General features: G+C 60.2%; 22 protein-coding genes and 3 pseudogenes. 11 read left to right on the forward strand and 14 right to left on the reverse strand.

The window, feature by feature from the left end:
* Positions 1–76: 76 nt before the first annotated feature.
* Entirely contained in the window at positions 77–352 is a 276-nt protein-coding gene (locus tag BLL42_RS12185) for a polyhydroxyalkanoic acid system family protein (RefSeq protein WP_054595210.1), read from the reverse strand.
* A gap of 155 nt (positions 353–507) precedes the next feature.
* Here BLL42_RS12185 and ubiE point away from each other — a divergent pair, with 155 nt between their 5' ends.
* The 11 genes and pseudogenes from ubiE to BLL42_RS31050 all read left to right on the forward strand — a co-directional run bounded on the left by ubiE (position 508) and on the right by BLL42_RS31050 (position 8,548).
* Positions 508–1,278, forward strand: coding sequence for a bifunctional demethylmenaquinone methyltransferase/2-methoxy-6-polyprenyl-1,4-benzoquinol methylase UbiE (gene ubiE, locus BLL42_RS12190; protein WP_071552321.1), 771 nt, complete (start codon positions 508–510; stop codon positions 1,276–1,278).
* Complete coding sequence (locus tag BLL42_RS12195) at positions 1,278–1,901, forward strand: ubiquinone biosynthesis accessory factor UbiJ (RefSeq protein ID WP_071552322.1); 624 nt, start codon at positions 1,278–1,280, stop codon at positions 1,899–1,901. Before ubiE ends, BLL42_RS12195 begins: the two co-directional genes overlap by 1 nt.
* Positions 1,898–3,502: a ubiquinone biosynthesis regulatory protein kinase UbiB gene (gene ubiB, locus BLL42_RS12200; RefSeq protein WP_071552323.1), complete on the forward strand. Its 1,605-nt coding sequence runs from the start codon at positions 1,898–1,900 to the stop codon at positions 3,500–3,502. Before BLL42_RS12195 ends, ubiB begins: the two co-directional genes overlap by 4 nt.
* A gap of 81 nt (positions 3,503–3,583) precedes the next feature.
* Entirely contained in the window at positions 3,584–3,982 is a 399-nt protein-coding gene (gene hisI, locus BLL42_RS12205) for a phosphoribosyl-AMP cyclohydrolase (RefSeq protein ID WP_071552324.1), read from the forward strand.
* Positions 3,975–4,307, forward strand: a complete 333-nt coding sequence (locus tag BLL42_RS12210; RefSeq protein ID WP_018929162.1) for a phosphoribosyl-ATP diphosphatase — start codon at positions 3,975–3,977, stop codon at positions 4,305–4,307. The genes hisI and BLL42_RS12210 overlap by 8 nt, the downstream gene beginning before the upstream one ends.
* Positions 4,308–4,332: 25 nt before the next feature.
* Positions 4,333–4,614, forward strand: coding sequence for a twin-arginine translocase TatA/TatE family subunit (locus BLL42_RS12215; RefSeq protein ID WP_071552325.1), 282 nt, complete (start codon positions 4,333–4,335; stop codon positions 4,612–4,614).
* Positions 4,615–4,624: 10 nt separating this feature from the next.
* The gene (tatB, locus tag BLL42_RS12220; RefSeq protein WP_071552326.1) at positions 4,625–5,059 is read left to right on the forward strand and encodes a Sec-independent protein translocase protein TatB; all 435 of its coding nucleotides are present in this window, start codon (positions 4,625–4,627) and stop codon (positions 5,057–5,059) included.
* Complete coding sequence (gene tatC, locus BLL42_RS12225) at positions 5,056–5,850, forward strand: twin-arginine translocase subunit TatC (protein ID WP_071552327.1); 795 nt, start codon at positions 5,056–5,058, stop codon at positions 5,848–5,850. Before tatB ends, tatC begins: the two co-directional genes overlap by 4 nt.
* A complete protein-coding gene (locus BLL42_RS12230; RefSeq protein ID WP_071552328.1) occupies positions 5,847–6,554 on the forward strand; it encodes a 16S rRNA (uracil(1498)-N(3))-methyltransferase in 708 nt (235 codons plus the stop codon). The genes tatC and BLL42_RS12230 overlap by 4 nt, the downstream gene beginning before the upstream one ends.
* Positions 6,555–6,748: 194 nt before the next feature.
* Positions 6,749–7,690: pseudogene (locus BLL42_RS31045) on the forward strand (methyl-accepting chemotaxis protein); the annotation flags it as partial.
* 144 nt (positions 7,691–7,834) lie between these two features.
* Positions 7,835–8,548, forward strand: coding sequence for a methyl-accepting chemotaxis protein (locus BLL42_RS31050; RefSeq protein WP_408004029.1), 714 nt, complete (start codon positions 7,835–7,837; stop codon positions 8,546–8,548).
* 88 nt (positions 8,549–8,636) lie between these two features.
* On the opposite strand, the gene BLL42_RS12240 is transcribed toward BLL42_RS31050, so the two are convergent.
* The 13 genes and pseudogenes from BLL42_RS12240 to BLL42_RS12300 all read right to left on the reverse strand — a co-directional run bounded on the left by BLL42_RS12240 (position 8,637) and on the right by BLL42_RS12300 (position 24,780).
* Entirely contained in the window at positions 8,637–9,371 is a 735-nt protein-coding gene (locus BLL42_RS12240; protein ID WP_071552330.1) for an amino acid ABC transporter ATP-binding protein, read from the reverse strand.
* A complete protein-coding gene (locus tag BLL42_RS12245; RefSeq protein ID WP_071552331.1) occupies positions 9,364–10,323 on the reverse strand; it encodes an amino acid ABC transporter permease in 960 nt (319 codons plus the stop codon). The genes BLL42_RS12240 and BLL42_RS12245 overlap by 8 nt, the downstream gene beginning before the upstream one ends.
* A 59-nt stretch (positions 10,324–10,382) precedes the next feature.
* Positions 10,383–11,180, reverse strand: a complete 798-nt coding sequence (locus tag BLL42_RS12250) for a transporter substrate-binding domain-containing protein (protein ID WP_071552332.1) — start codon at positions 11,178–11,180, stop codon at positions 10,383–10,385.
* A 277-nt stretch (positions 11,181–11,457) separates the two neighbouring features.
* Positions 11,458–14,045: pseudogene (mdoH, locus tag BLL42_RS12255) on the reverse strand (glucans biosynthesis glucosyltransferase MdoH); the annotation flags it as partial.
* Complete coding sequence (locus BLL42_RS12260) at positions 14,038–15,813, reverse strand: glucan biosynthesis protein G (RefSeq protein ID WP_071552334.1); 1,776 nt, start codon at positions 15,811–15,813, stop codon at positions 14,038–14,040. The pseudogene mdoH and the gene BLL42_RS12260, both read right to left, overlap by 8 nt.
* 277 nt (positions 15,814–16,090) lie before the next feature.
* Positions 16,091–16,528 (reverse strand): D-aminoacyl-tRNA deacylase, encoded by a 438-nt coding sequence (dtd, locus tag BLL42_RS12265; RefSeq protein WP_071552335.1) that lies wholly within the window; start codon positions 16,526–16,528, stop codon positions 16,091–16,093.
* Positions 16,525–17,496 (reverse strand): prolyl aminopeptidase, encoded by a 972-nt coding sequence (gene pip / locus BLL42_RS12270; RefSeq protein WP_071552336.1) that lies wholly within the window; start codon positions 17,494–17,496, stop codon positions 16,525–16,527. The genes dtd and pip overlap by 4 nt, the downstream gene beginning before the upstream one ends.
* Positions 17,497–17,840: 344 nt before the next feature.
* Positions 17,841–18,644: an N-formylglutamate deformylase gene (gene hutG, locus BLL42_RS12275; RefSeq protein WP_071552337.1), complete on the reverse strand. Its 804-nt coding sequence runs from the start codon at positions 18,642–18,644 to the stop codon at positions 17,841–17,843.
* 13 nt (positions 18,645–18,657) lie between these two features.
* A pseudogene (gene hutI / locus BLL42_RS12280) lies at positions 18,658–19,859 on the reverse strand (imidazolonepropionase).
* A 16-nt stretch (positions 19,860–19,875) separates the two neighbouring features.
* Positions 19,876–21,285: an L-histidine transporter HutT gene (locus BLL42_RS12285; RefSeq protein ID WP_071552338.1), complete on the reverse strand. Its 1,410-nt coding sequence runs from the start codon at positions 21,283–21,285 to the stop codon at positions 19,876–19,878.
* Positions 21,286–21,356: 71 nt separating this feature from the next.
* Positions 21,357–22,889, reverse strand: coding sequence for a histidine ammonia-lyase (gene hutH, locus BLL42_RS12290; protein WP_071552339.1), 1,533 nt, complete (start codon positions 22,887–22,889; stop codon positions 21,357–21,359).
* 218 nt (positions 22,890–23,107) lie between these two features.
* Positions 23,108–23,932 (reverse strand): quaternary amine ABC transporter ATP-binding protein, encoded by an 825-nt coding sequence (locus BLL42_RS12295; RefSeq protein ID WP_071552340.1) that lies wholly within the window; start codon positions 23,930–23,932, stop codon positions 23,108–23,110.
* Positions 23,929–24,780, reverse strand: a complete 852-nt coding sequence (locus BLL42_RS12300; protein WP_071552341.1) for an ABC transporter permease — start codon at positions 24,778–24,780, stop codon at positions 23,929–23,931. The genes BLL42_RS12295 and BLL42_RS12300 overlap by 4 nt, the downstream gene beginning before the upstream one ends.
* Between the last annotated feature and the right edge of the window lie 32 nt (positions 24,781–24,812).

Below are 24,812 nucleotides of genomic sequence, written 5' to 3' on the forward strand. Positions count from 1 at the left end.
TCGCAGCCTGCGGCAGCTCCTACGCGGGATCGGCGTACACCCGTAGGAGCTGCCGCAGGCTGCGATCTTTTAAGAATCAGACCAGCGCTTTATCGAGGGCTCTTTCGATTTCCGACTTGATAGTGCCACTCATGGCTGACATCAACAGACCGAGTTCGACATCGACCCTGATTGAGGTGTCGCCCACATACACCGCGCCTTTTACTCCAGAACGCTTGAGGTTCAGGGTGTCGCCCGACCATTGAGGTTCCAGGCCATATTGCGCAGCCAGTTTTTCTGCCAGTTTGTCAGCCTTCTCGCGGGCTGCTTCCTTACCCAGGCCATGGGCACGCTCAACACTAATATGGGCCACTGAATGACTCCTGCTTTATCGGGACTTGCCTCAAACATTCTGACCCCTGCTGCGTCAAAACGTCCCGGCGGTTGCCTATCTTACCTTCAGCCTTGCCAAGACAAAGCATGCCTGCGGGATTAGAATGTCGCGCATTCTCTTCTGGTGACAGCGATATGACTGATCAGCGCAAAGGCAGCGATACCGAACCCACCACTCACTTCGGCTTCAAAAACGTTCCGGAAAGCCAGAAAGCGGAAAAAGTCGCTGAGGTTTTCCACTCGGTAGCCGCCAAGTACGACCTGATGAACGACCTCCTGTCGGGCGGTATGCACCGTCTGTGGAAGCGTTTCGCGATCGAACTGTCGGGCGTCCGCACCGGCAACCGCGTGCTGGACATCGCTGGCGGCACCGGCGACCTGACCAGAAAGTTCTCGCACCTTGTAGGCCCGACCGGTCAGGTCGTGCTCGCTGACATCAACGAATCCATGCTCAAGGTCGGTCGTGACCGCCTGCTGGATCTGGGGGTGGCCGGCAATGTCGAGTTCGTTCAGGCCGACGCTGAAAAGCTGCCGTTCCCCGACAACCACTTCGACTGCGTGACCATCGCGTTCGGCCTGCGCAACGTCACCCACAAGGAAGACGCCCTGCGCTCGATGCTGCGGGTGCTCAAGCCGGGCGGTCGTTTGCTGGTGCTGGAGTTCTCCAAGCCGACCAACGCGCTGATGTCCAAGGCCTACGACGCCTACTCGTTCGCCTTCATGCCGTTGATGGGCAAGCTGATCACCAATGACTCGGAAAGCTATCGCTACCTGGCCGAATCGATCCGCATGCACCCGAATCAGGAAACCCTGAAGTCGATGATGGTTGAAGCCGGCTTTGACCGCGTGACTTACCACAACATGACCGCAGGCATCGTCGCCCTGCACCGCGGCATCAAACCCTGATGTTGCTCGCCGGCCTGCTCGCCAGTGTCGAACTCGGCCTCAACCGGGTATTGCGGCTCGACAGCACGGCGCTGCCGCGCCTGGCGCATTTGAACGGCAAGGTGATTGCCGTCGATTGCCGCAGCCCGGCGTTGCAAATGTTCATTGTGCCCAGCGACGAAGGCCTGATGCTGGCCGCGCACTGGGCCGCGGATGCCGACTGCACCTTGCGTGCACCGGCCGCAAGCCTGCTTGCGCTTGCCGTGAGCAAGGACAAGACATCGGTCCTGCATGGCCCTGAAGTCGAACTCGATGGCGACAGCGGCGTGCTGCTGGAGCTGGCGTCAATCCTTCAGCACCTGGAGCTGGACTGGGAATACGAACTCTCGCGCTGGCTCGGCCCGGTCGCCACGCAACTGCTTGGCGGTCACTTGCGCAGCCGCGCACGCTGGTATCAGCAAGGTTTCGCCAGCCTGAACCAGAATCTTGCCGAATACCTCGCCGAAGAATCGCGCGCCCTCGTCGGCCAACGCGAAGCCGAAGCGCGGTTTAGTGAACTGGACCAGATCAAGCTTGATCTGGAACGTCTTGAGGCGCGCTTCGAGCGTCTTTCCCGATCCCTTGATTCAAGCGATATCGCATGAAGCTGCTTGCCGTCCGCCGTTTGTTGCGCATCCAGCGCGTCGTGATCCGCTACCGCCTCGATGACCTGCTGTTCGCCCTGCCACTGCCGTGGTTCCTGCTGGCGCTGCGTTATGCGCTGCCGTGGCGCTGGTTCCCGCGTAAAACCCTGGACCTGAGCCGGGGCGCGCGCTTGCGGCTGGCCTTGCAGGACCTGGGGCCGATTTTCATCAAGTTCGGGCAGATTCTTTCCACCCGTCGCGACCTGCTGCCCGAAGACATCGCCGATGAGCTGATGCTGCTGCAAGACCGTGTGCCGCCGTTTGACTCGCAAGTAGCGGTCAAGCTGATCGAAGAACAGCTGGGCAAGAAAATCAGTGATGTGTTCAGCCGATTCGACATCGAACCGCTGGCCTCGGCCTCGGTGGCGCAAGTCCATGCTGCGCAGTTGAAAAGCGGTGAGGAAGTGGTGGTCAAGGTCATACGCCCAGGCCTCAAACCCATCATCGCGCAAGACCTGGCCTGGCTGTTCATCCTCGCCCGCGCAGCAGAAAAACTCTCTGCCGACGCGCGCCTGCTGCACCCGATGGATGTGGTCAGCGACTACGAGAAAACCATCTACGATGAGCTTGATCTGCTGCGCGAAGCGGCTAACGCCAGCCAGTTGAAGCGCAACTTCGACGGTTCGCCGCTGCTCTACGTGCCACAGGTCTACTGGGACTGGTGCCGGCCAAAAGTGTTGGTGATGGAGCGTATCTACGGGATTCAGGTCACTGACCTGGCGACCCTCGCCGACCAGCGCACCGACATGAAAATGCTCGCTGAACGTGGCGTGGAGATCTTCTTCACCCAAGTGTTCCGCGACAGTTTCTTCCACGCCGACATGCACCCCGGCAACATCTTCGTGAGCACTGTGCAACCGTGGAGCCCGCAGTACATTGCGATCGACTGCGGGATCGTCGGCAGCCTGACGCCTGAAGACCAGGACTATCTGGCGCGTAACCTGTTCGCGTTCTTCAAGCGCGACTACCGCCGCGTTGCCCAATTGCACATCGACTCGGGCTGGGTGCCGGCGGAAACCAAACTCAACGAATTCGAAGCGGCAATCCGTACCGTCTGCGAGCCGATCTTCGAAAAACCGTTAAAAGATATTTCCTTTGGTCAGGTGCTGATGCGCCTGTTCCAGACGGCGCGACGCTTCAACATGGAAGTGCAGCCGCAGCTGGTATTGCTGCAGAAAACCCTGCTCAACATCGAAGGCCTGGGTCGTCAGCTGTACCCGGAACTGGACCTGTGGAACACCGCGCAACCGTTCCTCGAACGCTGGATGCGCGAGCGCGTCAGCCCGAAAACCTTGCTGGGCAATTTGCACAATCAGGTTGAGCAGTTGCCGCACCTGGCCAACATGACCCGTGACTTGCTCGAACGCATGTCACAGCCGCACGCCGTCAACCCGCCACCGGCCTGGCACCGTCGCTCGGACGACTGGTTCCTGCGCCTGCTCGGCACCGCGCATCTGGCAGGCGGCGCGATCCTGCTGGCCGGCGGCCCCCTGGACGGGCTCGGCCATTGGCCCGGCGCAATCATGGTGGCCGTGGGTTTGTATCTGATCGTTCGCCGATAGCCAGCCGCGCTTCGCGCTGGCACACTGTTTGAACGCCAGGGCTCCACTATTGAAGTGTCGAGCCCGCTGTCGGAGTCGAAGATGAAAGATTGGCTGGACGAGATCAAATGGGACAGCGACGGCCTGGTGCCGGCGATTGCCCAGGATCACAAGACCGGGCGCGTGCTGATGATGGCCTGGATGAACCGCGAAGCGCTGGAACTGACCGCCGCCGAAAATCGCGCCATTTACTGGTCACGTTCGCGCGGCAAGCTGTGGCGCAAGGGCGAAGAGTCCGGTCACGTGCAAACACTGCACGAGATGCGCCTGGACTGTGACGCCGACGTGATCATTCTGATGATCGAGCAGATCGGCGACATCGCCTGTCATACCGGCCGCCAAAGCTGCTTCTACCGCGTCTATGAGAACGGCGACTGGAAAACCGTCGACCCGGTCTTGAAAGACCCGCACGCCATCTATTCGGACCACAAACATGACTGACACCCTGACCCGTCTGGCCCAGGTACTCGAAGAGCGTAAAGGCGCTGCCGCCGACAGCTCCTATGTCGCCAGCCTTTACCACAAGGGCTTGAACAAGATTCTGGAAAAAGTCGGCGAAGAATCGGTCGAGACCATCATTGCCGCCAAAGACGCCGCCATCAGCGGAGATTGCAGTGATGTAATCTACGAAACCGCTGACCTGTGGTTCCATAGTATGGTCATGCTCGCCCAGCTGGGGCAGCATCCGCAGGCCGTGCTCGATGAACTGGACCGCCGCTTCGGCCTGTCCGGTCACGTCGAGAAAGCCTCGCGCCCGTCCGCCTGAATAACGATTAGAAAGGAGCAGCAACATGGGCATTTTTGACTGGAAACACTGGATCGTCATCCTGATTGTCGTGGTACTGGTATTCGGCACCAAGAAACTGAAAAACCTCGGCACTGACGTCGGTGAAACGATCAAGGGCTTTCGCAAAGCCATGAACGATGAAGAAAAACCTGCCGAGCCGACAGTTTCGCCGACCGCCGCGCAACCAGCGTCGCCGGTGCAGCCACAGGCCTCGACACTGAACGAGCCGCACACCATCGACGTGCAGGCCCATAAAGTCGAAGAGCCAACCCGCAAAGACTCGTGAGCGCAGACTAATGTTCGGTATCAGCTTCTCTGAACTGCTGCTTGTCGGCCTCGTTGCCCTGCTGGTGCTGGGCCCCGAGCGTCTGCCGGGCGCTGCGCGCACCGCCGGCCTGTGGATCGGACGCCTGAAGCGCAGCTTTAACGCGATCAAACAGGAAGTTGAACGTGAAATCGGTGCCGACGAAATTCGGCGGCAACTGCACAACGAGCACATTCTGTCGTTGGAGCAAGAGGCCCGCAAAATCCTCAACCCGACCCAGCAGCCGACGCCAGTTGAGACGGTGGCCGAGCAGGCGGTTCAAGCGCCTGCGGCTGCTGCTGTCGCAACACCGGTTGAGCTGCCTCCAGCGGTCGTTTCCGCAGCTCCTGTAGAACCTGTTGCGCCTGCCGCCGTGCCAACTGCGCCGGCTCCCCACGACCCAACACTGCCACCGCGAGCCCCATGAGCGATATTCCAGAGAACGACCAGCACATGCCGCTGGTTTCGCACCTCACCGAGTTGCGCACCCGCCTGCTGCGCTGTGTCGCGGCGATCTTCCTGATCTTCGCCGGGCTGTTTGCCTTCACCCAGCAGATCTACACCTTCGTCTCGATACCGCTGCGCCAGTACTTGCCGGCGGGCGCGACGATGATCGCCACCGACGTGTCCTCGCCATTCCTGACGCCGCTGAAGCTGACCATGATGGTCTCGCTGTTCCTGGCCATCCCGGTGATCCTGCATCAGATCTGGGGCTTCATCGCACCGGGCCTGTACAAGCACGAAAAACGCATCGCGGTGCCGCTGTTAGTCTCGAGCATCCTGTTGTTCTATACCGGCATGGCGTTCGCCTACTTTCTGGTGTTCCCACTGATCTTCAAGTTCTTCGCCTCCGCCACTCCGGCAGGCGTGGAAATGATGACCGACATCACCAGTTACCTGGATTTCGTCATGACGCTGTTCTTCGCCTTCGGCGTGGCGTTCGAGATCCCGGTGGCCGTGGTGCTGCTGGTGTGGATCGGCGTGGTCGACGTCAAATACCTGAAGAAGATCCGCCCGTACGTGGTCATTGGCTGCTTCGTGGTCGGCATGATTCTGACCCCGCCGGACATTTTCTCGCAGACCCTGCTGGCCGTGCCGATGTGGCTGTTGTTCGAGATCGGCATCCTGTTTGGCAGCCTGGTCAGCAAACGCGAAAAACCGGCGGATGACCAGCCGGCTGATGATCACAACGACCAGCCGCCAGCGACTCAGCCGTGAACCTGCTGCTCCTCGAAGAGGCCGATTTCATTGCGGCCGACCGGGTGATCCTGCGTGATCGCCGGCTGACCCATATGCAGGAAGTCCATCGCGCCGCGGTCGGTGACAGCCTGCGGGTCGGGCGGATCGGCGGCTTGATGGGCTCGGCCGAGTTGCTGCGCCTGGACGCCGACGAAGCCGAATTGCGCGTCACCCTCGACCAACCGCCACCGGCCAAGCTGCCGCTGACCCTGCTGCTGGCCCTGCCACGGCCGAAGATGCTGCGCAGAGTGTTCCAGACGGTGGCCGCCATGGGTGTGCCGCGAATCGTGCTGGTGAACAGCTATCGGGTCGAGAAGAGCTTCTGGCAGACGCCGTTCCTCGAACCCGCGGCCATTCGCGAGCAACTGATCCTCGGTCTCGAACAGGCTCGCGACAGCGTGCTGCCCGAGATCGTCATCGAGAAGCGCTTCAAGCCCTTCGTCGAAGACCGCCTCCCGGCCATCGCCGACGGCACTCTCGGGCTGATCGGCCACCCCGGCCATTACCCGCCCTGCCCCCGCGGGCTCGACGAACCGGTGACCTTGGCCATCGGCCCGGAAGGCGGCTGGATCCCCTACGAAATCGACCTGCTGACCAAGGCCGGTCTGCAACCGGTACAGCTCGGCGACCGCATCCTGCGGGTCGAAACCGCCGTCACCGCCCTGCTTTCCCGGCTGTTCTGACACCCCTACAGAAAACTGCTCACCCGCCGATATTCTCTCTAGAAATCCAATTAAAGTGGTCAGAGGGAGTCCGCAGCATGTACCGATGGTTAGCCGAACACCTTGGAAATGTGAGCGTCAATCGCAAGCTTGGTATTGGCTTCGGCCTGGTGTTGCTCCTGACCCTGTTGATCACCGTGGACGGTTGGACGGGCATGAGCAGCATCATCAGTCGCGGTGACAAGCTCGGTTATATTTCCAGCCTCAACGAGCTGACCAAAGACCTGCGCATTGCTCGTCTGGACTATGAAATGCGCCGCGGCGAACAAGGCCCGGCGACGGTCAGCGACTTGTTGGGCAAGCTCGACGAGGGCCTGCAAGGCGCCCTCAAGATAATCGTGCAACCGGCTAATGTGGCGATGCTCAATCAGCAGGTTGAAGCCGTCAGCGAGTACAAGCACGCCTTTGCCGACATGACCCAGGCCACCACCAACCGCGAAGCCGCCCGCGCCAAACTCGGAGCCACCGCCGACAACGCCGCAGCCCGTGTGGCGGAGGTCGAAAAGTCCCTGCTGCAAGGCGACAACATTGCCCAGTTCAACAGCGTCATCGAGCTGAGCAAGTTGATCCAGCAAGCACGCTTCCAGGTGCGCGGCTACACCTACAGTGGCAAGGCTGAAGCTGAACAACCGGCACTGGATGCCATCGACAACGCCCTGAAGTACCTCAAGACCCTGCTGGAAAAACTACCGGAACAGCACACTGCCAACCTGCAACAAGCCACCGACTCACTGATCGGTTACCGCGCGGCCGTCAGCCAATACCGCGACTCCCAAGTGGCCAGCGCCACCGCCCTCAAAGACATGGCCCAGCAAGGCGACCTGCTGTTCGACCTGAGCAAGAAACTCACCGCCGCGCAAACTGCTACGCGTGACACCGAAGCCGCCCAGGCCAAAAACACCCTGCTGCTGGTGACCGCGCTGGCGCTGGCATTCGGTCTGCTCGCTGCCTGGACCATCACCCGACAGATCGTCATTCCGCTGAACCTGACCCTCAAAGTCGCCGAGCGCGTAGCCGCCGGCGACCTGACTCACAATCTCATCTCCCAGCGTCGCGACGAGCTCGGCCAGCTGCAACGCGCCATGCAAAGCATGACCGTCGGCCTGCGCGAACTGATCGGCGGTATCAGCGAAGGCGTGACACAGATCGCCAGCGCCGCCGAAGAACTCTCTGCCGTGACCGAGCAAACCAGCGCCGGGGTCAACAGCCAGAAGGTTGAAACCGACCAGGTGGCCACCGCCATGAACGAAATGGCCGCCACCGTGCAAGAAGTCGCACGCAACGCCGAGGAAGCATCGGAAGCCGCCGTCGCCGCCGACCAGCAGGCCCGCGAAGGCGACAAGGTGGTCGGCGAAGCCATCGCTCAGATCGAACGTCTGGCGACCGAAGTGGGCAATTCCACTGAAGCCATGGGCCATCTCAAGCGCGAGAGCGACAAGATCGGCAGCGTGCTGGATGTGATCAAGTCCGTGGCCCAACAAACCAACCTGCTGGCCCTCAACGCCGCCATCGAGGCTGCACGGGCCGGTGAAGCCGGACGTGGTTTTGCCGTGGTTGCCGACGAAGTGCGCAGCCTGGCGCAACGCACCCAGAAGTCCACCGAAGAGATCGAAGAGCTGATTGTCGGCCTGCAAAGCGGTACTCAGCAGGTCGCCACCATCATGGACAACAGCCGCAGCCTGACGATGAGCAGCGTTGAACTGACCCGCCGCGCCGGTGGCTCCCTCTCAAACATCACCCAGACCGTCTCGGCGATTCAGGCGATGAACCAGCAGATCGCCGCCGCCGCCGAACAGCAAAGCGCGGTGGCCGAAGAGATCAACCGCAGCGTGCTGAACGTGCGCGACGTTTCCGATCAGACCTCGGCAGCCAGCGAAGAGACCGCGGCCTCCAGCGCCGAGCTGGCGCGGTTGGGCACCCATCTGCAGACGCTGGTGGGCAAGTTCAAGGTTTGATGTCATACCGCCAAAAAGATCGCAGCCTGCGGCAGCTCCTACGGATTGAGGTGATCCCTGTAGGAGCTGCCGCAGGCTGCGATCTTTTTTATAAAACCTGCCGCAAAAACGCCTGTGCCCGAGGATCCTTCGGCGCATCGAAGAACTCGGCCGGCGAGGCATCTTCCAGCAATTTACCGTGATCGAAGAACAGCACCCGATCTGCGACTTCCCGCGCAAAGCCCATTTCATGGGTCACGCAGACCATGGTCATGCCTTCCACGGCCAGGGTTTTCATCACGTCCAGCACTTCGCCGACCATTTCCGGGTCCAGCGCCGACGTCGGCTCATCGAACAACATGACCTTCGGCTCCATGGCCAGCGCCCGGGCAATCGCTACGCGCTGTTGCTGACCGCCAGAGAGGCGCGACGGAAACTCGTGAGCCTTCTGCGCGATGCCGACCTTTTCCAGCAAGGCCATGGCCTTGGCCTCACGTTCTTTCTTACCGCGCTTGCGCACGACTTTCTGTGCGAGGCAGAGATTCTCCAGCACCGTCATGTGCGGGAACAGGTTGAAGTGCTGGAACACCATCCCGACTTCACGGCGGTAAGCGTTGACGTCGGTTTTCGGGTCCGCCAGTTGCAGGCCGTCGATGCTTACCGAGCCTGAGTCAAACGCTTCCAGGCCATTCAGACAGCGCAGAAAGGTCGACTTGCCGGAGCCCGACGGGCCGATCACCACCAGCACTTCGCCCTTGGCCACTTGGGTGGTGACGTTATCGACCGCACGGACCACTTGGCCGCGTGTGTCGAAGACTTTTACCAGATCGCGGACTTCAATCACTTTGCGCGAGCCTCCGCTCAAGCCGGCTGGCGATTTTCGACAGCGGCAGGTTGATCAACAGGTACAGACCCGCCACGCAGAACAGGATTTCGAACGGCGAAAACGAGGTGGTGATGACTTCACGGCCGCTTTTGAGCAGCTCGGTGATGGCGATTACCGACACCAGCGAGGTGTCCTTGACCAGACTGATGAACTGCCCGGCCAACGGCGGCAGCACGCGCTTGAACGCTTGCGGCAACACCACGTGGCGCATCGACTGACCTGCACTCAAACCCAGCGACCGCGCGGCTTCGTTCTGCCCACGGGCAATCGATTGCACACCCGAACGAATGATCTCTGCCACGTAGGCGCCAGTGAACAGCGACAGTGCGGCGATCCCGGCGAACTCGCGGGACAGGTTGAGCACCGTGCCGATGAAAAAATAGAAGATGAAAATCTGCACCAGCAACGGCGTACCGCGCACCAGTTCGATGTAGACGGTCGACAGGTCGCGCAGGGTCGGGTTGTTCGACAGTCGGCAGAGACCGGTTGCCAGACCGATCAGCAGCCCGAGCACACCCGACACCAGCGACAGCCACAAGGTTGTCCACAGGCCCCACAACAGCGGTCCTGCCGCCCAATGCCGGGTCACGCCAACCACATCGCCTTCCGCCACATCGTCACCACGGGCGACTTGCAGGCTGCTGTCATCAACGGTCAGGTGCTGCTCGACCCCGGCGTCGTTACGCAGGGTCACTTCAGCCTTGTCGCCTTTGCGCACCAGTTCGCTGACGGTGGAAATGTCGGCGGCACGCTGGGTTTCTTCGGCGTGATAGGCGAAGTACTGCGGCACGCGGTTCCAGCGCCATTCGTAAGACATCAGCGAGGTGGCGTAGTACAACGCGCCAGCCATGCCGATCAGCACCAGCACGGTCAACACGTGCCAGGGCCATTGGGCTTTTTTCTGTTTCATTGCGAAATTCTCTGTCGCTCGTTCCCACGCTCTGCGTGGGAACGATCAGGTCTGGGGTGTTACTCCATATCCTTGAGCCAGGCGGAGTCTTTGAACCACTTGTCATGGATGCGATCGTAGGTGCCGTCTTCGTGGATCTGGTGCAGGAAGTTGTTGATGAAGTTGATGCTGTCGTAGTCACCCTTCTTCAGACCAAAGGCCAGCGGTTCGTAGGTGAACGGCTTGTCGAGGAACACCAGTTTGCCGTTGCCGACCTTGTTCACTGCCACGACGTTGTAAGGCGCGTCGTAGATGAAGGCGTCAGCCTTGCCGTTGACCACATCGAGCACGGCTTCCTGCTCGTTGTCGTAGCCGTGGTACTTGGCTTTGGAGATCAGCTTCTTCGCGACCATTTCGCCGGTGGTGCCAAGCTTGGAGGTGATGCGGTAGTCGGCGGTGTTCAGGTCTTTATAGGACGTGATGGTGCCTTCCAGGTCCTTGCGGATCAGCAATGTCTGGCCGACCACGATGAACGGTTCGCTGAAATTCAGGCGCAGGTTGCGTTCCTGGGTCAGGGTCATGCCGCTGCCGATCATGTCGAACTTGTCGGTCATCAGGGCCGGGATGATCCCGTCGTAGCCGGTGGACACCATCTCCAGCTTGACACCCATGGCCTTGGCCATGGCTTTGAGGATGTCGACTTCGAAGCCAATGATCTCGCCGCGCTTGTTGGTCATTTCGAACGGCATGTAAGTCGGGTCCATGCCGACTTTCAGCGTGCCACGCTTGACTGCGTCGTCGATGGCACCGGCATGCGCCGCGTTGACGGCAACCAGTGCCGTGACGCCGAGTAGCAGCATCGAGAGATACTTGTTCATCATCAACTCCCCTAACCCATTGTGTTGTGAGGCGCGCAAAAAGCCGATTTTCTTTTCAAAACCGACAGTTACGGACAGAAAGTTGTCCGGGCACACCAAAGAGGGTGGCGATGCTAACTCACTCGTCCATTTGCACAAGGGGGTGGGTGGGAAATGTTGTTTCGGGGAGGACGGAAAAACAAAAAGATCGCAGCCTGCGGCAGCTCCTACGGATTAACACAATCTCTGTAGGAGCTGCCGCAGGCTGCGATCTTTTTGTAGGCGCCCCGCTTCTGAACGAAGCGGGGCTTTTCATCAGGCCGGTAGCGCCTGGGACGTTGCCGGCTTGAGTGGCAACAACGGTGCGTGAGGGTCGGCTTTCACCGACGCTCGCCAGGCATCCAGCCACTCGGCATGACCTTCGCTCCAGACCTGCTCATGCAGGCGACCCAGTGCCACCGGATCGCTCAGCAGTTGCAGGCGCTCATGGTTGTTCAACCCGGCAGGCCCGGCTTTCAGCGCATGCCGCACCCGCTCGATACGCAGCCACTCGATCGGCTCGGCCTGACCGTGACGCGAAGTCGCCAGCGCGCAAGCCAGGGCATTCTGCTGCGGATCGACCACTGCCCGGATGAAGCCGTCGTTCAGCGCGTGCCAACGGTTTTCGTGGGTGTACTGGTCGGTTGCCAGCAAGGCCTGCGGCGGTGCGTATTCCTCAGGGATCAGGAACAGGCTTTCGTCACGGGATTTGAGGCCCAGTTTCACGCGGCTGGAGATCACCGACACCGGGATCGACAGCATCAACGAACCGACGATCGGTACCAGCCACCAGAGGAAGCTTGGGTTCAGCCAGATCACCAGCAAGGCCCAGAAAAAGCCCAGCAAGGTTTGCGGACCGTGGCGGCGCACCGCTTCGCTCCACGGTGTGGAGTCGTCGTCACGTTGCGGCGAGTTCCAGGTCGCAGCCCAGCCGAGAAACGCGGCGAGTACGAAACGGGTGTGGAAGATCATCCGCACCGGCGCCAGCAGCATGGAGAACAACATCTCCAGCAGCATCGACAGGGTTACCTTGAACTTGCCGCCGAACTCTTTCGCGCCCTTGGCCCAGATCAGGATGATGCTCAGCAACTTCGGCAGGAACAGCAGCACGATGGTCGTCGAGAACAGCGCAACGGCCTTGTCCGGGTGCCATTGTGGCCACAGCGGATACAGCTGTCGCGGCTCCATGAAGTACTGCGGCTCCATCAGCGTGTTGACCGCCAGCAGCGCGGTCGACAGCACCAGGAAGAAGAACCACAGCGGTGCCGACAGGTACGACATCACGCCGGTCAGGAACACCGCTCGGTGCACCGGGTGCATGCCCTTGACCAGGAACAGCCGGAAGTTCATCAGGTTACCGTGGCACCAGCGACGGTCACGCTTGAGTTCGTCGAGCAGGTTCGGCGGCAGTTCTTCGTAGCTGCCGGGCAGATCGTAAGCAATCCACACGCCCCAGCCTGCACGGCGCATCAGCGCCGCTTCAACGAAGTCGTGGGAAAGGATTGCCCCCGCAAACGCACCTTTACCGGGCAACGGCGCCAGGGCGCAGTGCTCGATGAACGGCTGCATGCGGATGATCGCGTTGTGGCCCCAGTAGTGGGATTCGCCCAACTGCCAGAAGTGCAGGCCAGCGGTAAACAGTGGACCGTATACCCGCGTGGCGAACTGCTGCATGCGCGCATACAGCGTGTCCATGCCCGAGGCACGTGGCGCGGTCTGAATGATCCCGGCATCCGGCGTGGCTTCCATCAAGCGCACCAGACTGGTCAGGCATTCGCCACTCATCACGCTGTCAGCGTCGAGTACGACCATGTATTTGTAATCACCGCCCCAACGACGGCAGAAGTCGTCGAGGTTGCCGCTTTTGCGTTTCACGCGGCGGCGACGGCGGCGATAGAAGATCTTGCCAAAGCCCTTGGCTTCGCGGCAGACGTCCAGCCAGGCTTGCTGCTCGGCAACGCAGATATCGGTGTCGTTACTGTCACTGAGCACAAAGAAGTCGAAGCGGTCCAGATCACCGGTGGCGGCGACCGACTCGAAGGTCGCGCGCAAACCGGCGAACACCCGCGGTACGTCTTCGTTGCAGATCGGCATCACCAACGCGGTGCGAGCGTCCTTTGGAATCGGCTCGTTGCCGGCACTCGCGCCGGAAATGCGGTATTTGTCGTGCCCGGTGAGCAACTCGAGGAAGCCCATCAGTGCAGTCCAGAAACCGGCCGACACCCAGCAGAACAGAATCCCGAACAGAATCAGGATGCTGGTTTGCAAGGCATATGGCAGCACTTGCGTGGCCGTCTGGATCAGCGGTTGGTGCAGGACTTCGTTGAGATCGACGAACGACCAGCCCTGGTACGGCATGATGCCTTTCATGTACCAGCCCGCGACGATGGTCTGGCCCAGCATCAACACCAGCAGAATGTAGCGGCGGATTGAACCGACAGTGCGCCAGCGAGCTGCCGGCAGCACGCGCTCATCCTTCGGCGGTGCCGGAGGATTGGTGCGACCGGTCAGCCGCCGCCAGCCACGCACCAGGATATTGGTACGCCATGGCTCGGGCACGACCTTGGTCCGACGAATCGGCGGAGTTGCCTTCAGGCACACCCTACCGCTGGCGTCGAGCGCCAGCATTTCGGCATCGATCAGCTCCTCGGCGGAGTTGAGGGTCAACCGGCGACCGACCGAAGCCTGGGCAGCTTCGCTCGGAGCGTCGAAGGCCTGCGACGACAGGCGCTCATGCAGTTCGCTGAAAGATTTGCAGCCCGCAAGTTCTGCGCGCTGCTCATCGGTCATTGGCAGGTGCGCCAGATACTCGCTGAGAGTTTCTGGCTGTACTTGGGAATTACTCATCGGCTGGCAACTGGTAGCTCCAGGTCTCGGTCAGCACTTGTTCAGTCTTGGCTGCATCCGGGGCAGGAGGTGTGACAGGGGCTGCTTCGGCAGCGGCAGGCTGCTTGGCATCTTTGTCTTTCGTGTCTTTGGCGTCTTTATCTTTCTTCTCGAGTTGCTTGGCGGCGATCTTGTCGGCCTTGGCAATGGAAGAGTTGGCGTTCGGCAGCGAGGCCTTGACCGGCTCAGGGACTACGATGTCCTTGACCAGCGCCGCACGCATCTCGGTGGACTTGCTCGGGTCCTTGATCTTCATGCGCAGGGTCAGGCGCCAGCCCTGGGTTTCAGGGTTGTAACGCACGCCGTTCTCGACCACCTCAGCGTTGTCACCCACACTGACCTGGCTACGAACAGGTGCGTCTTCTGGCAGTGCCTTGAGGGCCGGACCCGCGAAGTCCACCAGGTAGGCAACGCTGCCATCCGGCTGACGAATCAGGTTGGACTGCTTCACGTCACCGGTGGAACGCAGGGTCTGTTGAACCCAGGCGCTGTCCGGCGAATGCAGGGCAGCTTCGTCGATGGTCCAGTGCAGACGGTAGGCGAAGTCCAGCGGTTGACCTGGCTCAGGCAGTTTTTCCGGGCTCCAGAATGCAACGATGTTGTCGTTGGTTTCGTCGGCGGTCGGGATCTCTACGAGGTCTACAGTACCTTTGCCCCAGTCACCCTGAGGCTCGATCCAGGCGCTTGGGCGCTTGTCGTAGCGGTCATCGAGGTCTTCGTAGTGGCTGAAGTCACGACCCCGTTGCAGCAGACCAAAACCACGCGGGTTCTCAACCGAAAAGTTGCTGACGGCCAGGTGTTTCGGGTTGTTCAGTGGGCGCCAGATCCACTCGCCGTTGCCGGCATGGATCGACAGACCGCTGGAATCGTGCAGTTCGCGACGGTAGTTGAGGACTTTCGACGGCTGGTTGGCGCCGAACAGGAACATGCTGGTCAGTGGCGCGATTCCCAGTTTGCTGACCTTGTCACGCAGGAACATCTGCGCCTTGACGTCGACAATGGTATCGCTGCCCGGACGCAGGGTCAGGCGATAGGCACCGGTGGCACGCGGCGAATCCAGCAGGGCGTAGATCACCAGGTGCTTGTCGGTCGGCTTGGGTTGCGCAATCCAGAACTCGGTGAAACGCGGGAACTCTTCACCGGACGGCAGCGCAGTGTCGATCGCCAGGCCTCGGGCAGACAGGCCATAGGTATGGCCTTTGCCGACGACGCGGAAGTAACTCGCGCCGAGCATGGTCATGATTTCGTCTTGCTTGTCGGCCTTGTTGATCGGGTACAGCACGCGAAAGCCTGCATAACCCAGCTTTTCGGTGGATTTAGGATCGAACTTCACGTCGCCGAAATCGAAACGACTCGGGTCGTACTTGATCTCTTCAACGGTGTTGGCGGTGATTTCGTTGATCTTCACCGGCGTGTCGAAGTGCATGCCCTGGTGATAGAACGACAGCTTGAACGGGGTTTTCTGATCGGCCCATTCGGCTTTTTCGGTCAGGAAGCGAATTTTCTGATAGTCCGCGAATTTCATTTCACGGAATTCGTTCGGCAGATTGCTGCGCGGGGCTTCGTATTTCTGCCCGGCCAGCTCTTTTGCCTTGGCCGACACATCATCCAGATTGAATGCCCAAAGCTGGCCGGCGCTGAGCAGGCAAAGCAAAGCAGAGCCCGTCACCAGTGCGTTTCGTAACCGTTTGGCAGACAATTTTGGTGCATTACAGGGACTAACAATCACGAGCAACCCTCGCCGAAAACAGATCAAAAAACCAACGGCTAGCTATCTATGTGCCAGGTTGGCGAGCATTGTTCCGACTCCGATGGGGCTAAATGATTCCCCAAACGGTTCCGGACAAGTCTCTACCTAAGTCAAAAATGGGCCAACGAACGCTGATCCCCGTAGCGCGGGATTATCTAGTAGGCCGCGTTACAACGCATCAGGGGTAACAAAGTATTTATCGCGAAAAACCCCTATTTTCGACCGAAACACGCCTGAAAAGATGTTTCAAGCACCTTCAGGTCTGTAACAGGAAGGTTACCGGGCCATCATTGACCAGATGCACCTGCATGTCTGCGCCAAATTTACCTGATGCCACTTTGCCATGAACCTGCTGCGCTTTGGCTAATATATAGTCAAAAAGCTCTTCTCCCAGTGCCGGTGGGGCAGCGGTAGAAAAGCTCGGACGCAAACCATTTTTGGTATCGGCGGCCAAGGTGAACTGCGAGACCAACAGCAAACCACCGCCGACTTCGGCCAAGGACAGATTCATCTTGCCCTCGGCGTCACTGAATACCCGATAGTTAAGCAGCTTATGCAGAAGTTTGTCGGCGCTGGCCCGAGTGTCTTGCGGCTCGACCGCCACCAGCACCAGCAAACCCTGGTCTACCGCGCCAACAATTTCTCCCGCCACTTCGACGCGCGCGCCTCGCACGCGTTGTAACAGGCCCTTCATGCTTCTTCAGGCGGCAGATCAAGCAAACGCCGGGCCATCTGACTGGCCGCACGTACCAATGCATCGGTGATACCCGGCTCGGACGCCGCGTGTCCGGCATCGCGGATCACCTGCAGTTCGCTGTTCGGCCAGGCCTGATGCAGTTCCCAGGCGTTGTCCAGCGGGCAGATCACGTCGTACCGGCCGTGAACGATGACACCCGGCAAATGGGCGATCTTGCCCATGTCGCGAATCAGCTGGTTCGGCTCGAGGAACGCGTTGTTGGTGAAGTAGTGGCATTCGATCCGGGCGATCGACAGCGCGCGCTGTGGCTCGGAGAAGCGGTCGACCACCATCGGGTTCGGACGCAGGGTAGCCGTGCGGCCTTCCCAGGTCGACCAGGCCTTGGCCGCGTGCATCTGGGCAATCTGATCGTTGCCGATCAAGCGTTTGTGGAATGCGCTGAGCAGGTCGTCGCGCTCGTCCAGCGGGATCGGTGCGATGTAGTCCTGCCAGTAATCCGGGAACAGACGGCTCGCACCGGACTGGTAGAACCATTCGATTTCCTGCGGACGGCAGAGAAAGATCCCGCGCAGGATCAGACCGTGCACACGCTCCGGGTGGGTTTGTGCGTAGGCCAGGGCCAGGGTCGAACCCCAGGAGCCGCCGAACAGCACCCATTTGTCTATCCCTAAGTGCTGGCGGATCCGCTCAAGATCGGCGACCAGATCCCAGGTGGTATTGTTTTCGAGGTTGGCGTGCGGGGTGGAACGGCCGCAACCGCGCTGATCGAACGTAACAATGCGATACAGGTTCGGATCGAAGTAGCGCCGACTCTGCGCATCACAACCAGCCCCCGGGCCGCCGTGAATGAACACCACCGGCAAACCTTCCGGTGAACCGCTTTCGTCGACGTACAGCGTGTGTATTTTATCGACAGCCAGATCGTGCCGGGCGTGGGGTTTGATCTGCGGGTACAAAGTCTGCATTGCGCACTCCGTAAGGGGTCGAGGTCATCCCTGGGGGACTTCAATTATTCTGCCGTCCGGCATCATAAACCCGAATTACGTGAATGAGCATGCCCGCAAAAAATCAGACTTCGCTTACAAGAAAACGATGCAAATACGCCAACAGGTTTTCATAGAGCCGATCCACTTCGGCGACCTGGCCACGCGCCCCGCGTCTGAACGACAAAAGCGCCCTGAGGCGACCGTTTCTTGCACGGTTCGCGACTGCCGGAAAAGATCGCAGCCTGCGGCAGCTCCTACAGGGGAATGCGTCCGTCGTAGAAGCTGCCGCAGGTTCGGGCCGCGTTCGGACGATCTTTTGATCTTCATCCCCCGAAGTGCTTCTGCCCCCACGCCAACAACCCTTGCAGCAACTCCTTCAACACCACTTGTGTCGGCGCTGCCAGGTCCGGGCGATAGCGGAACGGCTCGACCTCTTCCATGTAGGTGCACTGCCCCAGCTCCAGCTGCACCGCATGGATGTTCTCGGCCGGATTACCGTAATGACGGGTGATGTGGCCGCCCTTGAAGCGCCCGTTGAGCACATGACTGTAGTCGGGATGCCTGGCGCAGATGGCTTCCAACTGGCTGGCCAGCTGTGGATCGCAACTGGCGCCGTTGAAGGTGCCGAGGTTGAAGTCCGGCAGCTTGCCGTCGAACAGGTGCGGGATCACCGAGCGGATCGAATGCGCGTCGAACAGCAGCGCATAGCCGAACTCGGCCTTCAGCCGCGCCAGTTCTTGCTGCAAAGTGCTGTGGTACGGCGTCCAGACCTTTTCCAGGTAGGTCGCACGTTCCGCCGCCGATGGCTCCAGCCCTTCGCGGAACAACGGCACGCCGTCGAACAACGTTGCCGGGTACAGACCGGTGGTCGCACCGACATACAACGGCTTGTCGTCGGACGGCCGATTGAGGTCGATGACGAACCGCGAATACTCGGCGGCCAGGGTGCTGGCCCCCAGCTCGGCGGCGAATTCGTAGAGCGTGGGAATATGCCAGTCGGTGTCCGGCAGGCTTTGCGCCTCGGGGATCAAACCGGCTTCAACCGCAGGCGTCAGACGCACGCCAGCGTGAGGCATGCTGATCAGCAGCGGCACCCGGCCTTGTTTGAAGTTCAGAACCTTATCCACAACCGTTCTCCTATCACTCGACTTCAACGCCGTGACGCACGACGCGTTTTTCCAGGTCTCCACCCAACCAGTACGACAGGTCGGCTGGGCGATCGATCTGCCAGGCCACGAAGTCGGCCACTTTGCCGACTTCGAGCGAGCCATGGGTTTGCTCCATGCCCAATGCCGTGGCGGCGTGAATGGTCGCGCCGGCCAGAGCCTCTTCCGGGTCATGCGGAAACAGGTGCAGGCCATGTTCAGCATCAACCGAACCGACAACGCCGGCGAGGTGCCAGGATTGAGGTCGCTGGCAATGGCGATTTTCACCCCGTGCTTGCGCAAGGCATCCATCGGCGGCAATTGGGTTTCACGCAGGAAGTAGAAGGCCCCCGGTAGCAACACCGCAACGGTGCCGTTTGCTGCCATGGCGATGGCGTCCTCTTCGGTCATGAACTCCAGATGATCGGCCGACAATGCGTGATAACGAGCCGCCAGGCTGGAGCCGTGCAAGGACGACAGTTGCTCGGCATGCAGCTTCACCGGCAAACCGAGTTGCTGCGCAGCGACGAACACCCGCTCGACCTGCGCAGGCGAGAACGCCAGGTATTCGCAGAACGCATCCACCGCGTCCACCAGACCTTCAGCGGCCAGTGCCGGCAGCATTTCGGCGCAGATGTGGTCGATGTAGTCGTCGGCGCGGTCAGCGTACTCCGGCGGCAAGGCGTGAGCGGCCAGGCAGGTGCTGCGCACACTGACCGGCAGTTCAGCGCCGAGGCGACGGATTACCCGCAGGATTTTCCGCTCGCTGGCCAGGTCGAGGCCATAACCGGATTTCATCTCGATGCTGGTCACGCCATCGCGCAGCAGGCTTTTCAGACGTTTCTTCGCACTGGCGAACAGTTCGTCCTCGGTCGCCGCACGCGTGGCGCGCACGGTGCTGGCGATGCCGCCACCGGCCGCTGCGATTTCTGCGTAGCTCACGCCTTGCAGGCGTTGCTCGAACTCGCCGCTGCGGTTGCCACCGAACACCGCGTGGGTGTGGCAGTCGATCAGGCCCGGAGTGACCCAGGCCCCCGCGAGGTCATGGACCTCGGGGTACTCACCGGACGGCAGTTCGCTACGTGGGCCGATCCACTCAATGTGCGCTCCTGACGTCACGATGGCGGCATCCTCGATGATCGAGTAAGTGCCCTGCGCCATGCTTGCAACGTGGCAGTGTTGCCAGAGAGTTTTCATCCGAGGCCTCCGTTAGTTATCGATGAGAAAAAGAAGGATCACGCGCGATCAGGGCCGCCTGCCCTGCCGCCGGTTTGACCCACGTCAGGTAGGCCAGTACCAGCAACACGATCCAGACCACGCCGACGATCAGCGCCGCTTGGGTATCCGGGAAATAGCCCAGCACGCCGAAGACAAACAACATGAAGGCAATCGCCGCCATCGGCGCATAAGGCCAGAACGGTACCGGGAATTTCAGTTGCGCAACTTGCTCGGCGGTCATGGAGCGACGCATCGCCACCTGAGTGAACAGAATCATCAGCCAGACCCAAACGGTAGCAAAGGTCGCAATGGACGCGATCAACAGAAAGACATTTTCCGGGATCAGGTAGTTCAGCAACACGCCCAACAGCAACGCGACGCTCATCACGACCACGGTCATCCATGGCACACCGTGACGCGACAACTGGGCAAAGGCCTTCGGCGCATGACCTTGTTCGGCCAGGCCGTACATCATGCGGCCGGCGCCGAAGATGTCACTGTTGATCGCCGACACCGCGGCCGAGATCACCACAATGTTGAGTACGGTCGCGGCCGAGCTGATGCCCAGATTGTCGAAAATCTGCACGAACGGGCTGCCTTGGCTGCCGATCTGCTGCCATGGAAAGATCGACATCAGCACGAACAGGGTCAGCACATAGAACAGCAGAATGCGCAGCGGCACGGCGTTGATCGCCTTGGGTAGCACGCTCTGCGGGTCTTTGGCTTCACCCGCGGTAACGCCGATGATTTCGATGCCGCCGAAGGCAAACATCACTACGGCAAACGAAGCAATCAAGCCACCAAAGCCATTCGGCATGAAGCCGCCCTGGGTCCAGAGATTGGTGATGCTGGTGACTTGGGAGCCTGGCGCATGGCTGATACCGAACAGCATGATGCCGAAGCCGCCGAGAATCATCGCTACGATCGCCGCCACCTTGAGCAGCGAAAACCAGAACTCCATTTCGCCGAAGACTTTGACGTTGCACAGGTTCAGGCCGCCGATCACCGAAACGATGCCGAGCACCCAGATCCAGCGCGCGACTTCCGGAAACCAGAAGCCCATGTAAATGCCGAAAGCGGTGACGTCGGCCAGACCGACGATGACCATTTCAAAGGCGTAGGTCCACCCCAGAATGAAGCCTGCCATCGGTCCCAGGTAAGTGCTGGCGTATTGACCGAAAGAACCTGCGACCGGGTTGTGCACGGCCATCTCGCCGAGGGCACGCATGACCATGAACACCGCTGCGCCACCGATCAGGTAGGCAAGCAGCACCGCAGGACCGGCCATCTGGATGGCCGAGGCAGAACCATAAAACAGCCCGGTGCCGATCGCCGACCCCAGCGCCATGAAGCGAATATGTCGGGCAGATAGCCCGCGTTTCAAGCCGTTTGCTGGCTTTTGCATTTCTCGTCCTTAGTTATTTTTATCGGCGGAAATGATCGTTCCCACGCTCCGCGTGGGAACGATCCGGTCGCTTACAGACTTGGCAACAGCTTCGCCATCACCAGCTCATTCAAGCAACGCGAAGCCAGCAGTTCGATCGCGGCGTTGATGTCCGGTGCAAAGAAACGGTCCTTCTCGTAGAACGGTACTTTGGCGCGCAGGGTGCTGCGGGCTTTTTCCAGTTTCGACGAAGTCTTCAGACCATCCCGCAGGTCCAGACCCTGGCACGCGGCCAGCCACTCGACAGCCAGAACGCCGCGAGTGTTTTCAGCCATTTCCCACAGACGCTTACCTGCGGCGGGTGCCATGGAAACATGGTCTTCCTGGTTGGCGGAAGTCGGCAGGCTGTCCACCGAATGCGGATGCGCCAGTGCCTTGTTTTCGCTGGCCAGAGCAGCAGCGGTTACCTGGGCGATCATGAAGCCGGAGTTCACGCCACCGTTGGCCACCAGGAACGGCGGCAGTTGCGACATGTGCTTGTCCATCATCAGCGAGATGCGACGCTCGCTCAGGGAACCGATTTCAGCGATGGCCAGCGCCATGTTGTCGGCCGCCATGGCAACCGGTTCGGCGTGGAAGTTACCGCCGGAGATCACGTCACCTTCAGCCGCGAAGACCAACGGGTTATCCGAAACAGCGTTGGCTTCGATTGCCAGCACTTCAGCGGCCTGACGGAACTGAGTCAGGCAGGCGCCCATGACTTGTGGCTGGCAACGCAGCGAGTACGGGTCCTGAACCTTTTCGCAGTTTTCGTGCGAATCGGAAACCTGGCTGCGCTCACCCAGCAGGTCGCGGTAAGCGGCAGCGGCATCGATCTGGCCTTTTTGACCACGAGCAGCGTGAATCCGCGCATCGAACGGCGAACGCGAGCCCAGCACGGCTTCAACGGTCAGACCGCCAAGGGCCAGAGCGCCAGCGAACAGGTCTTCACCTTCGAACAGGCCACGCAGCGCGTAGGCGGTCGAAACCTGAGTACCGTTGAGCAGCGCCAGGCCTTCTTTGGCCGCCAGGGTCAGCGGCTTCAGGCCAGCCACTTTCAGCGCTTCAGTCGCTTCCAGCCATTCGCCTTTGTAACGGGCCTTGCCTTCGCCCAGCAGCACCAGCGACATGTGGGCCAGCGGCGCCAGGTCACCGGAAGCACCGACCGAACCTTTCAATGGAATGTGCGGGTAAACCTCGGCGTTGATCAGGGCGATCAGCGCGTCGATCACCACCCGGCGAATGCCGGAGAAACCACGGCTCAGGCTGTTGACCTTGAGCACCATGATCAGACGCACCAGGGCGTCGCTGATCGGCTCGCCAACACCGGCAGCGTGAGACAACACCAGCGAGCGCTGGAGGTTTTCCAGGTCTTCGCTGGCAATGCGGGTCGAAGCCAGCAGGCCGAAACCGGTGTTGATGCCGTACGCGGTACGGTTTTCCACGAGGATCTGTTCCACGCAGGCAACACTGGCTTCGATCTGGGCCGACGCACTGTCGTCGAGACGGACGTTGACCGGTTGCTGATAAACAGCACGCAGTTGGGCAAGACTCAGTTGGCCAGGGATAAGATTCAGAGCAGTCACATTTATTCTCCTTTTGAGAGTTTTTATGCTCTTTATATCAAGAGCAGTTAACCAACCAGACGCTCCGGATGATTCCGTTGTCCGTCGCTGCCCGCTTCTTGAGAGGGATGGCGCCTTGGCACGCTGGCTTTTGTAGAAATCAGTACAGCTTGGGTAACGCGGTTTACAGCAGTAGCGGGTCTTTCAAAATCAATTCAGCCTGGGACGTGGCAGCTCTCCTAAACCGTCGCCGCTCGACGCTGGACAAACCGGTCGACGTATTCATCGGCCGGCGAGTGAAGGATCTCTTTCGGCGTGCCAACCTGGATCAACTGCCCATCCTTGAGAATCGCAATCCGGTTGCCAATGCGCACGGCTTCATCGAGGTCGTGGGTGATGAACACAATGGTCTTGTGCAAGGTCTGTTGCAGTTCGAGCAACTGGTCCTGCATCTCGGCGCGGATCAACGGATCAAGGGCACTGAAGGCTTCATCCATCAGAATGATGTCGGTGTCCGCCGCCAGGGCGCGGGCCAGGCCCACACGCTGACGCATACCGCCGGACAGCTGATGCGGGTATTTGTTTTCGTAGCCTTGAAGGCCCACGGTGTTGATCCAGTGCTGCGCGCGCTCAGCGCACACTTGCTTGCTTTCACCCCGCACTTTCAAACCGTAGGCGACGTTGTCCACTACGCTCTTGTGGGGCAACAGGCCGAAGCTCTGGAACACCATGCTGATCTTGTGCCGACGAAATTCGCGCAGGGCTTCCATGTCGTATTGCAGGATGTCCACGCCGTCCACCAGGATCACGCCGCTGGTCGGGTCGATCAGGCGGTTGATGTGACGCACCAGTGTCGACTTGCCGGAACCTGACAGTCCCATGATCACGAATATTTCGCCGGTAGCGATGCTCAGTGACAGATCATTCACACCGATCACGCAACCGGTCTCGGCCAGCACCTGATCCTTGCTCTTGTTCTGTCGGATCATGTTCAGCGCGTCGGCCGAACGCTCACCGAAAATCTTGAAAACGTTTTTGACTTCGATCTTGGCGGCGTCGTTCATTGGCTCACCTCATGCCGTGGACGACCGTAGGCTTGGGTAATGCGGTCAATGACCACCGCAAGAATCACGATCGCCAGACCGGCTTCAAGACCACGCCCGACATTGAGGGTCTGGATACCCACCAGCACGTCTTCACCCAAGCCACGGGCACCGATCATCGAAGCGATCACCACCATCGACAGGGCCATCATGGTGGTCTGGTTGATTCCGGCCATGATGCTCGGCAGCGCCAGCGGCAGTTGCACGCCGAACAGTTGCTGCCAGCGGTTGGCACCAAAGGCATTGATCGCTTCCATCACTTCGCCATCGACCTGGCGAATGCCCAGATCGGTCAGGCGAATCAGCGGCGGTACGGCGTAGATCACAGTGGCGAAAATCGCCGGGACCTTGCCCAGACCGAACAGCATCAGCACCGGGATCAGGTACACGAAACTCGGCATGGTTTGCATGATGTCGAGCAGCGGCATCAGCACTGAACGCAGACGATTGCTGCGCGCCGACAGAATGCCCAACGGAATGCCGATCAGCACCGAAATAATTGTCGACACCAGCATCAGTGCCAACGTTTGCATGAGCTTGTCCCAGAGGCCGACAGCGCCCACCAGGAACAGCAAACCAACGATCACCGCCGTCGTCATCCGCTTACGGGTGGCGTGCCAGGCAATGCCGGCAACGATCACCAGCATCAACCACCACGGCGCCGCGCGCAGCAGGCCTTCGAGGTTGACGATGGCCCAGAGCAGGGTGTCGGAGATGTGGCGGAACACATCCCCGTAGTTGACGACCAGCGAATCAACCCAAACATTGACCCGGTCGGCGATGGAAAAGGTGAAGCTTTCGGGAAACATAAGAGACTCTCAATCAAGTGGATGTAGCGAAC

The sequence above is a fragment of the Pseudomonas frederiksbergensis genome, assembly GCF_001874645.1.
Lineage (GTDB): Bacteria > Pseudomonadota > Gammaproteobacteria > Pseudomonadales > Pseudomonadaceae > Aquipseudomonas > Aquipseudomonas frederiksbergensis_B.

Coding starts and splice junctions, on each gene's coding strand:
- BLL42_RS31050 (WP_408004029.1), top strand. CDS start 7,835: ATGAACGAAATGGCCGCCACCGTGCAAGAAGTCGCACGCAACGCCGAG.
- BLL42_RS12215 (WP_071552325.1), top strand. CDS start 4,333: ATGGGCATTTTTGACTGGAAACACTGGATCGTCATCCTGATTGTCGTG.
- BLL42_RS12245 (WP_071552331.1), bottom strand. CDS start 10,323: ATGAAACAGAAAAAAGCCCAATGGCCCTGGCACGTGTTGACCGTGCTG.
- BLL42_RS12285 (WP_071552338.1), bottom strand. CDS start 21,285: ATGCAAAAGCCAGCAAACGGCTTGAAACGCGGGCTATCTGCCCGACAT.
- ubiB (WP_071552323.1), top strand. CDS start 1,898: ATGAAGCTGCTTGCCGTCCGCCGTTTGTTGCGCATCCAGCGCGTCGTG.
- hisI (WP_071552324.1), top strand. CDS start 3,584: ATGAAAGATTGGCTGGACGAGATCAAATGGGACAGCGACGGCCTGGTG.
- tatC (WP_071552327.1), top strand. CDS start 5,056: ATGAGCGATATTCCAGAGAACGACCAGCACATGCCGCTGGTTTCGCAC.
- dtd (WP_071552335.1), bottom strand. CDS start 16,528: ATGAAGGGCCTGTTACAACGCGTGCGAGGCGCGCGCGTCGAAGTGGCG.
- ubiE (WP_071552321.1), top strand. CDS start 508: ATGACTGATCAGCGCAAAGGCAGCGATACCGAACCCACCACTCACTTC.
- BLL42_RS12300 (WP_071552341.1), bottom strand. CDS start 24,780: ATGTTTCCCGAAAGCTTCACCTTTTCCATCGCCGACCGGGTCAATGTT.
- BLL42_RS12210 (WP_018929162.1), top strand. CDS start 3,975: ATGACTGACACCCTGACCCGTCTGGCCCAGGTACTCGAAGAGCGTAAA.
- pip (WP_071552336.1), bottom strand. CDS start 17,496: ATGCAGACTTTGTACCCGCAGATCAAACCCCACGCCCGGCACGATCTG.
- tatB (WP_071552326.1), top strand. CDS start 4,625: ATGTTCGGTATCAGCTTCTCTGAACTGCTGCTTGTCGGCCTCGTTGCC.
- BLL42_RS12295 (WP_071552340.1), bottom strand. CDS start 23,932: ATGAACGACGCCGCCAAGATCGAAGTCAAAAACGTTTTCAAGATTTTC.
- BLL42_RS12250 (WP_071552332.1), bottom strand. CDS start 11,180: ATGAACAAGTATCTCTCGATGCTGCTACTCGGCGTCACGGCACTGGTT.
- BLL42_RS12195 (WP_071552322.1), top strand. CDS start 1,278: ATGTTGCTCGCCGGCCTGCTCGCCAGTGTCGAACTCGGCCTCAACCGG.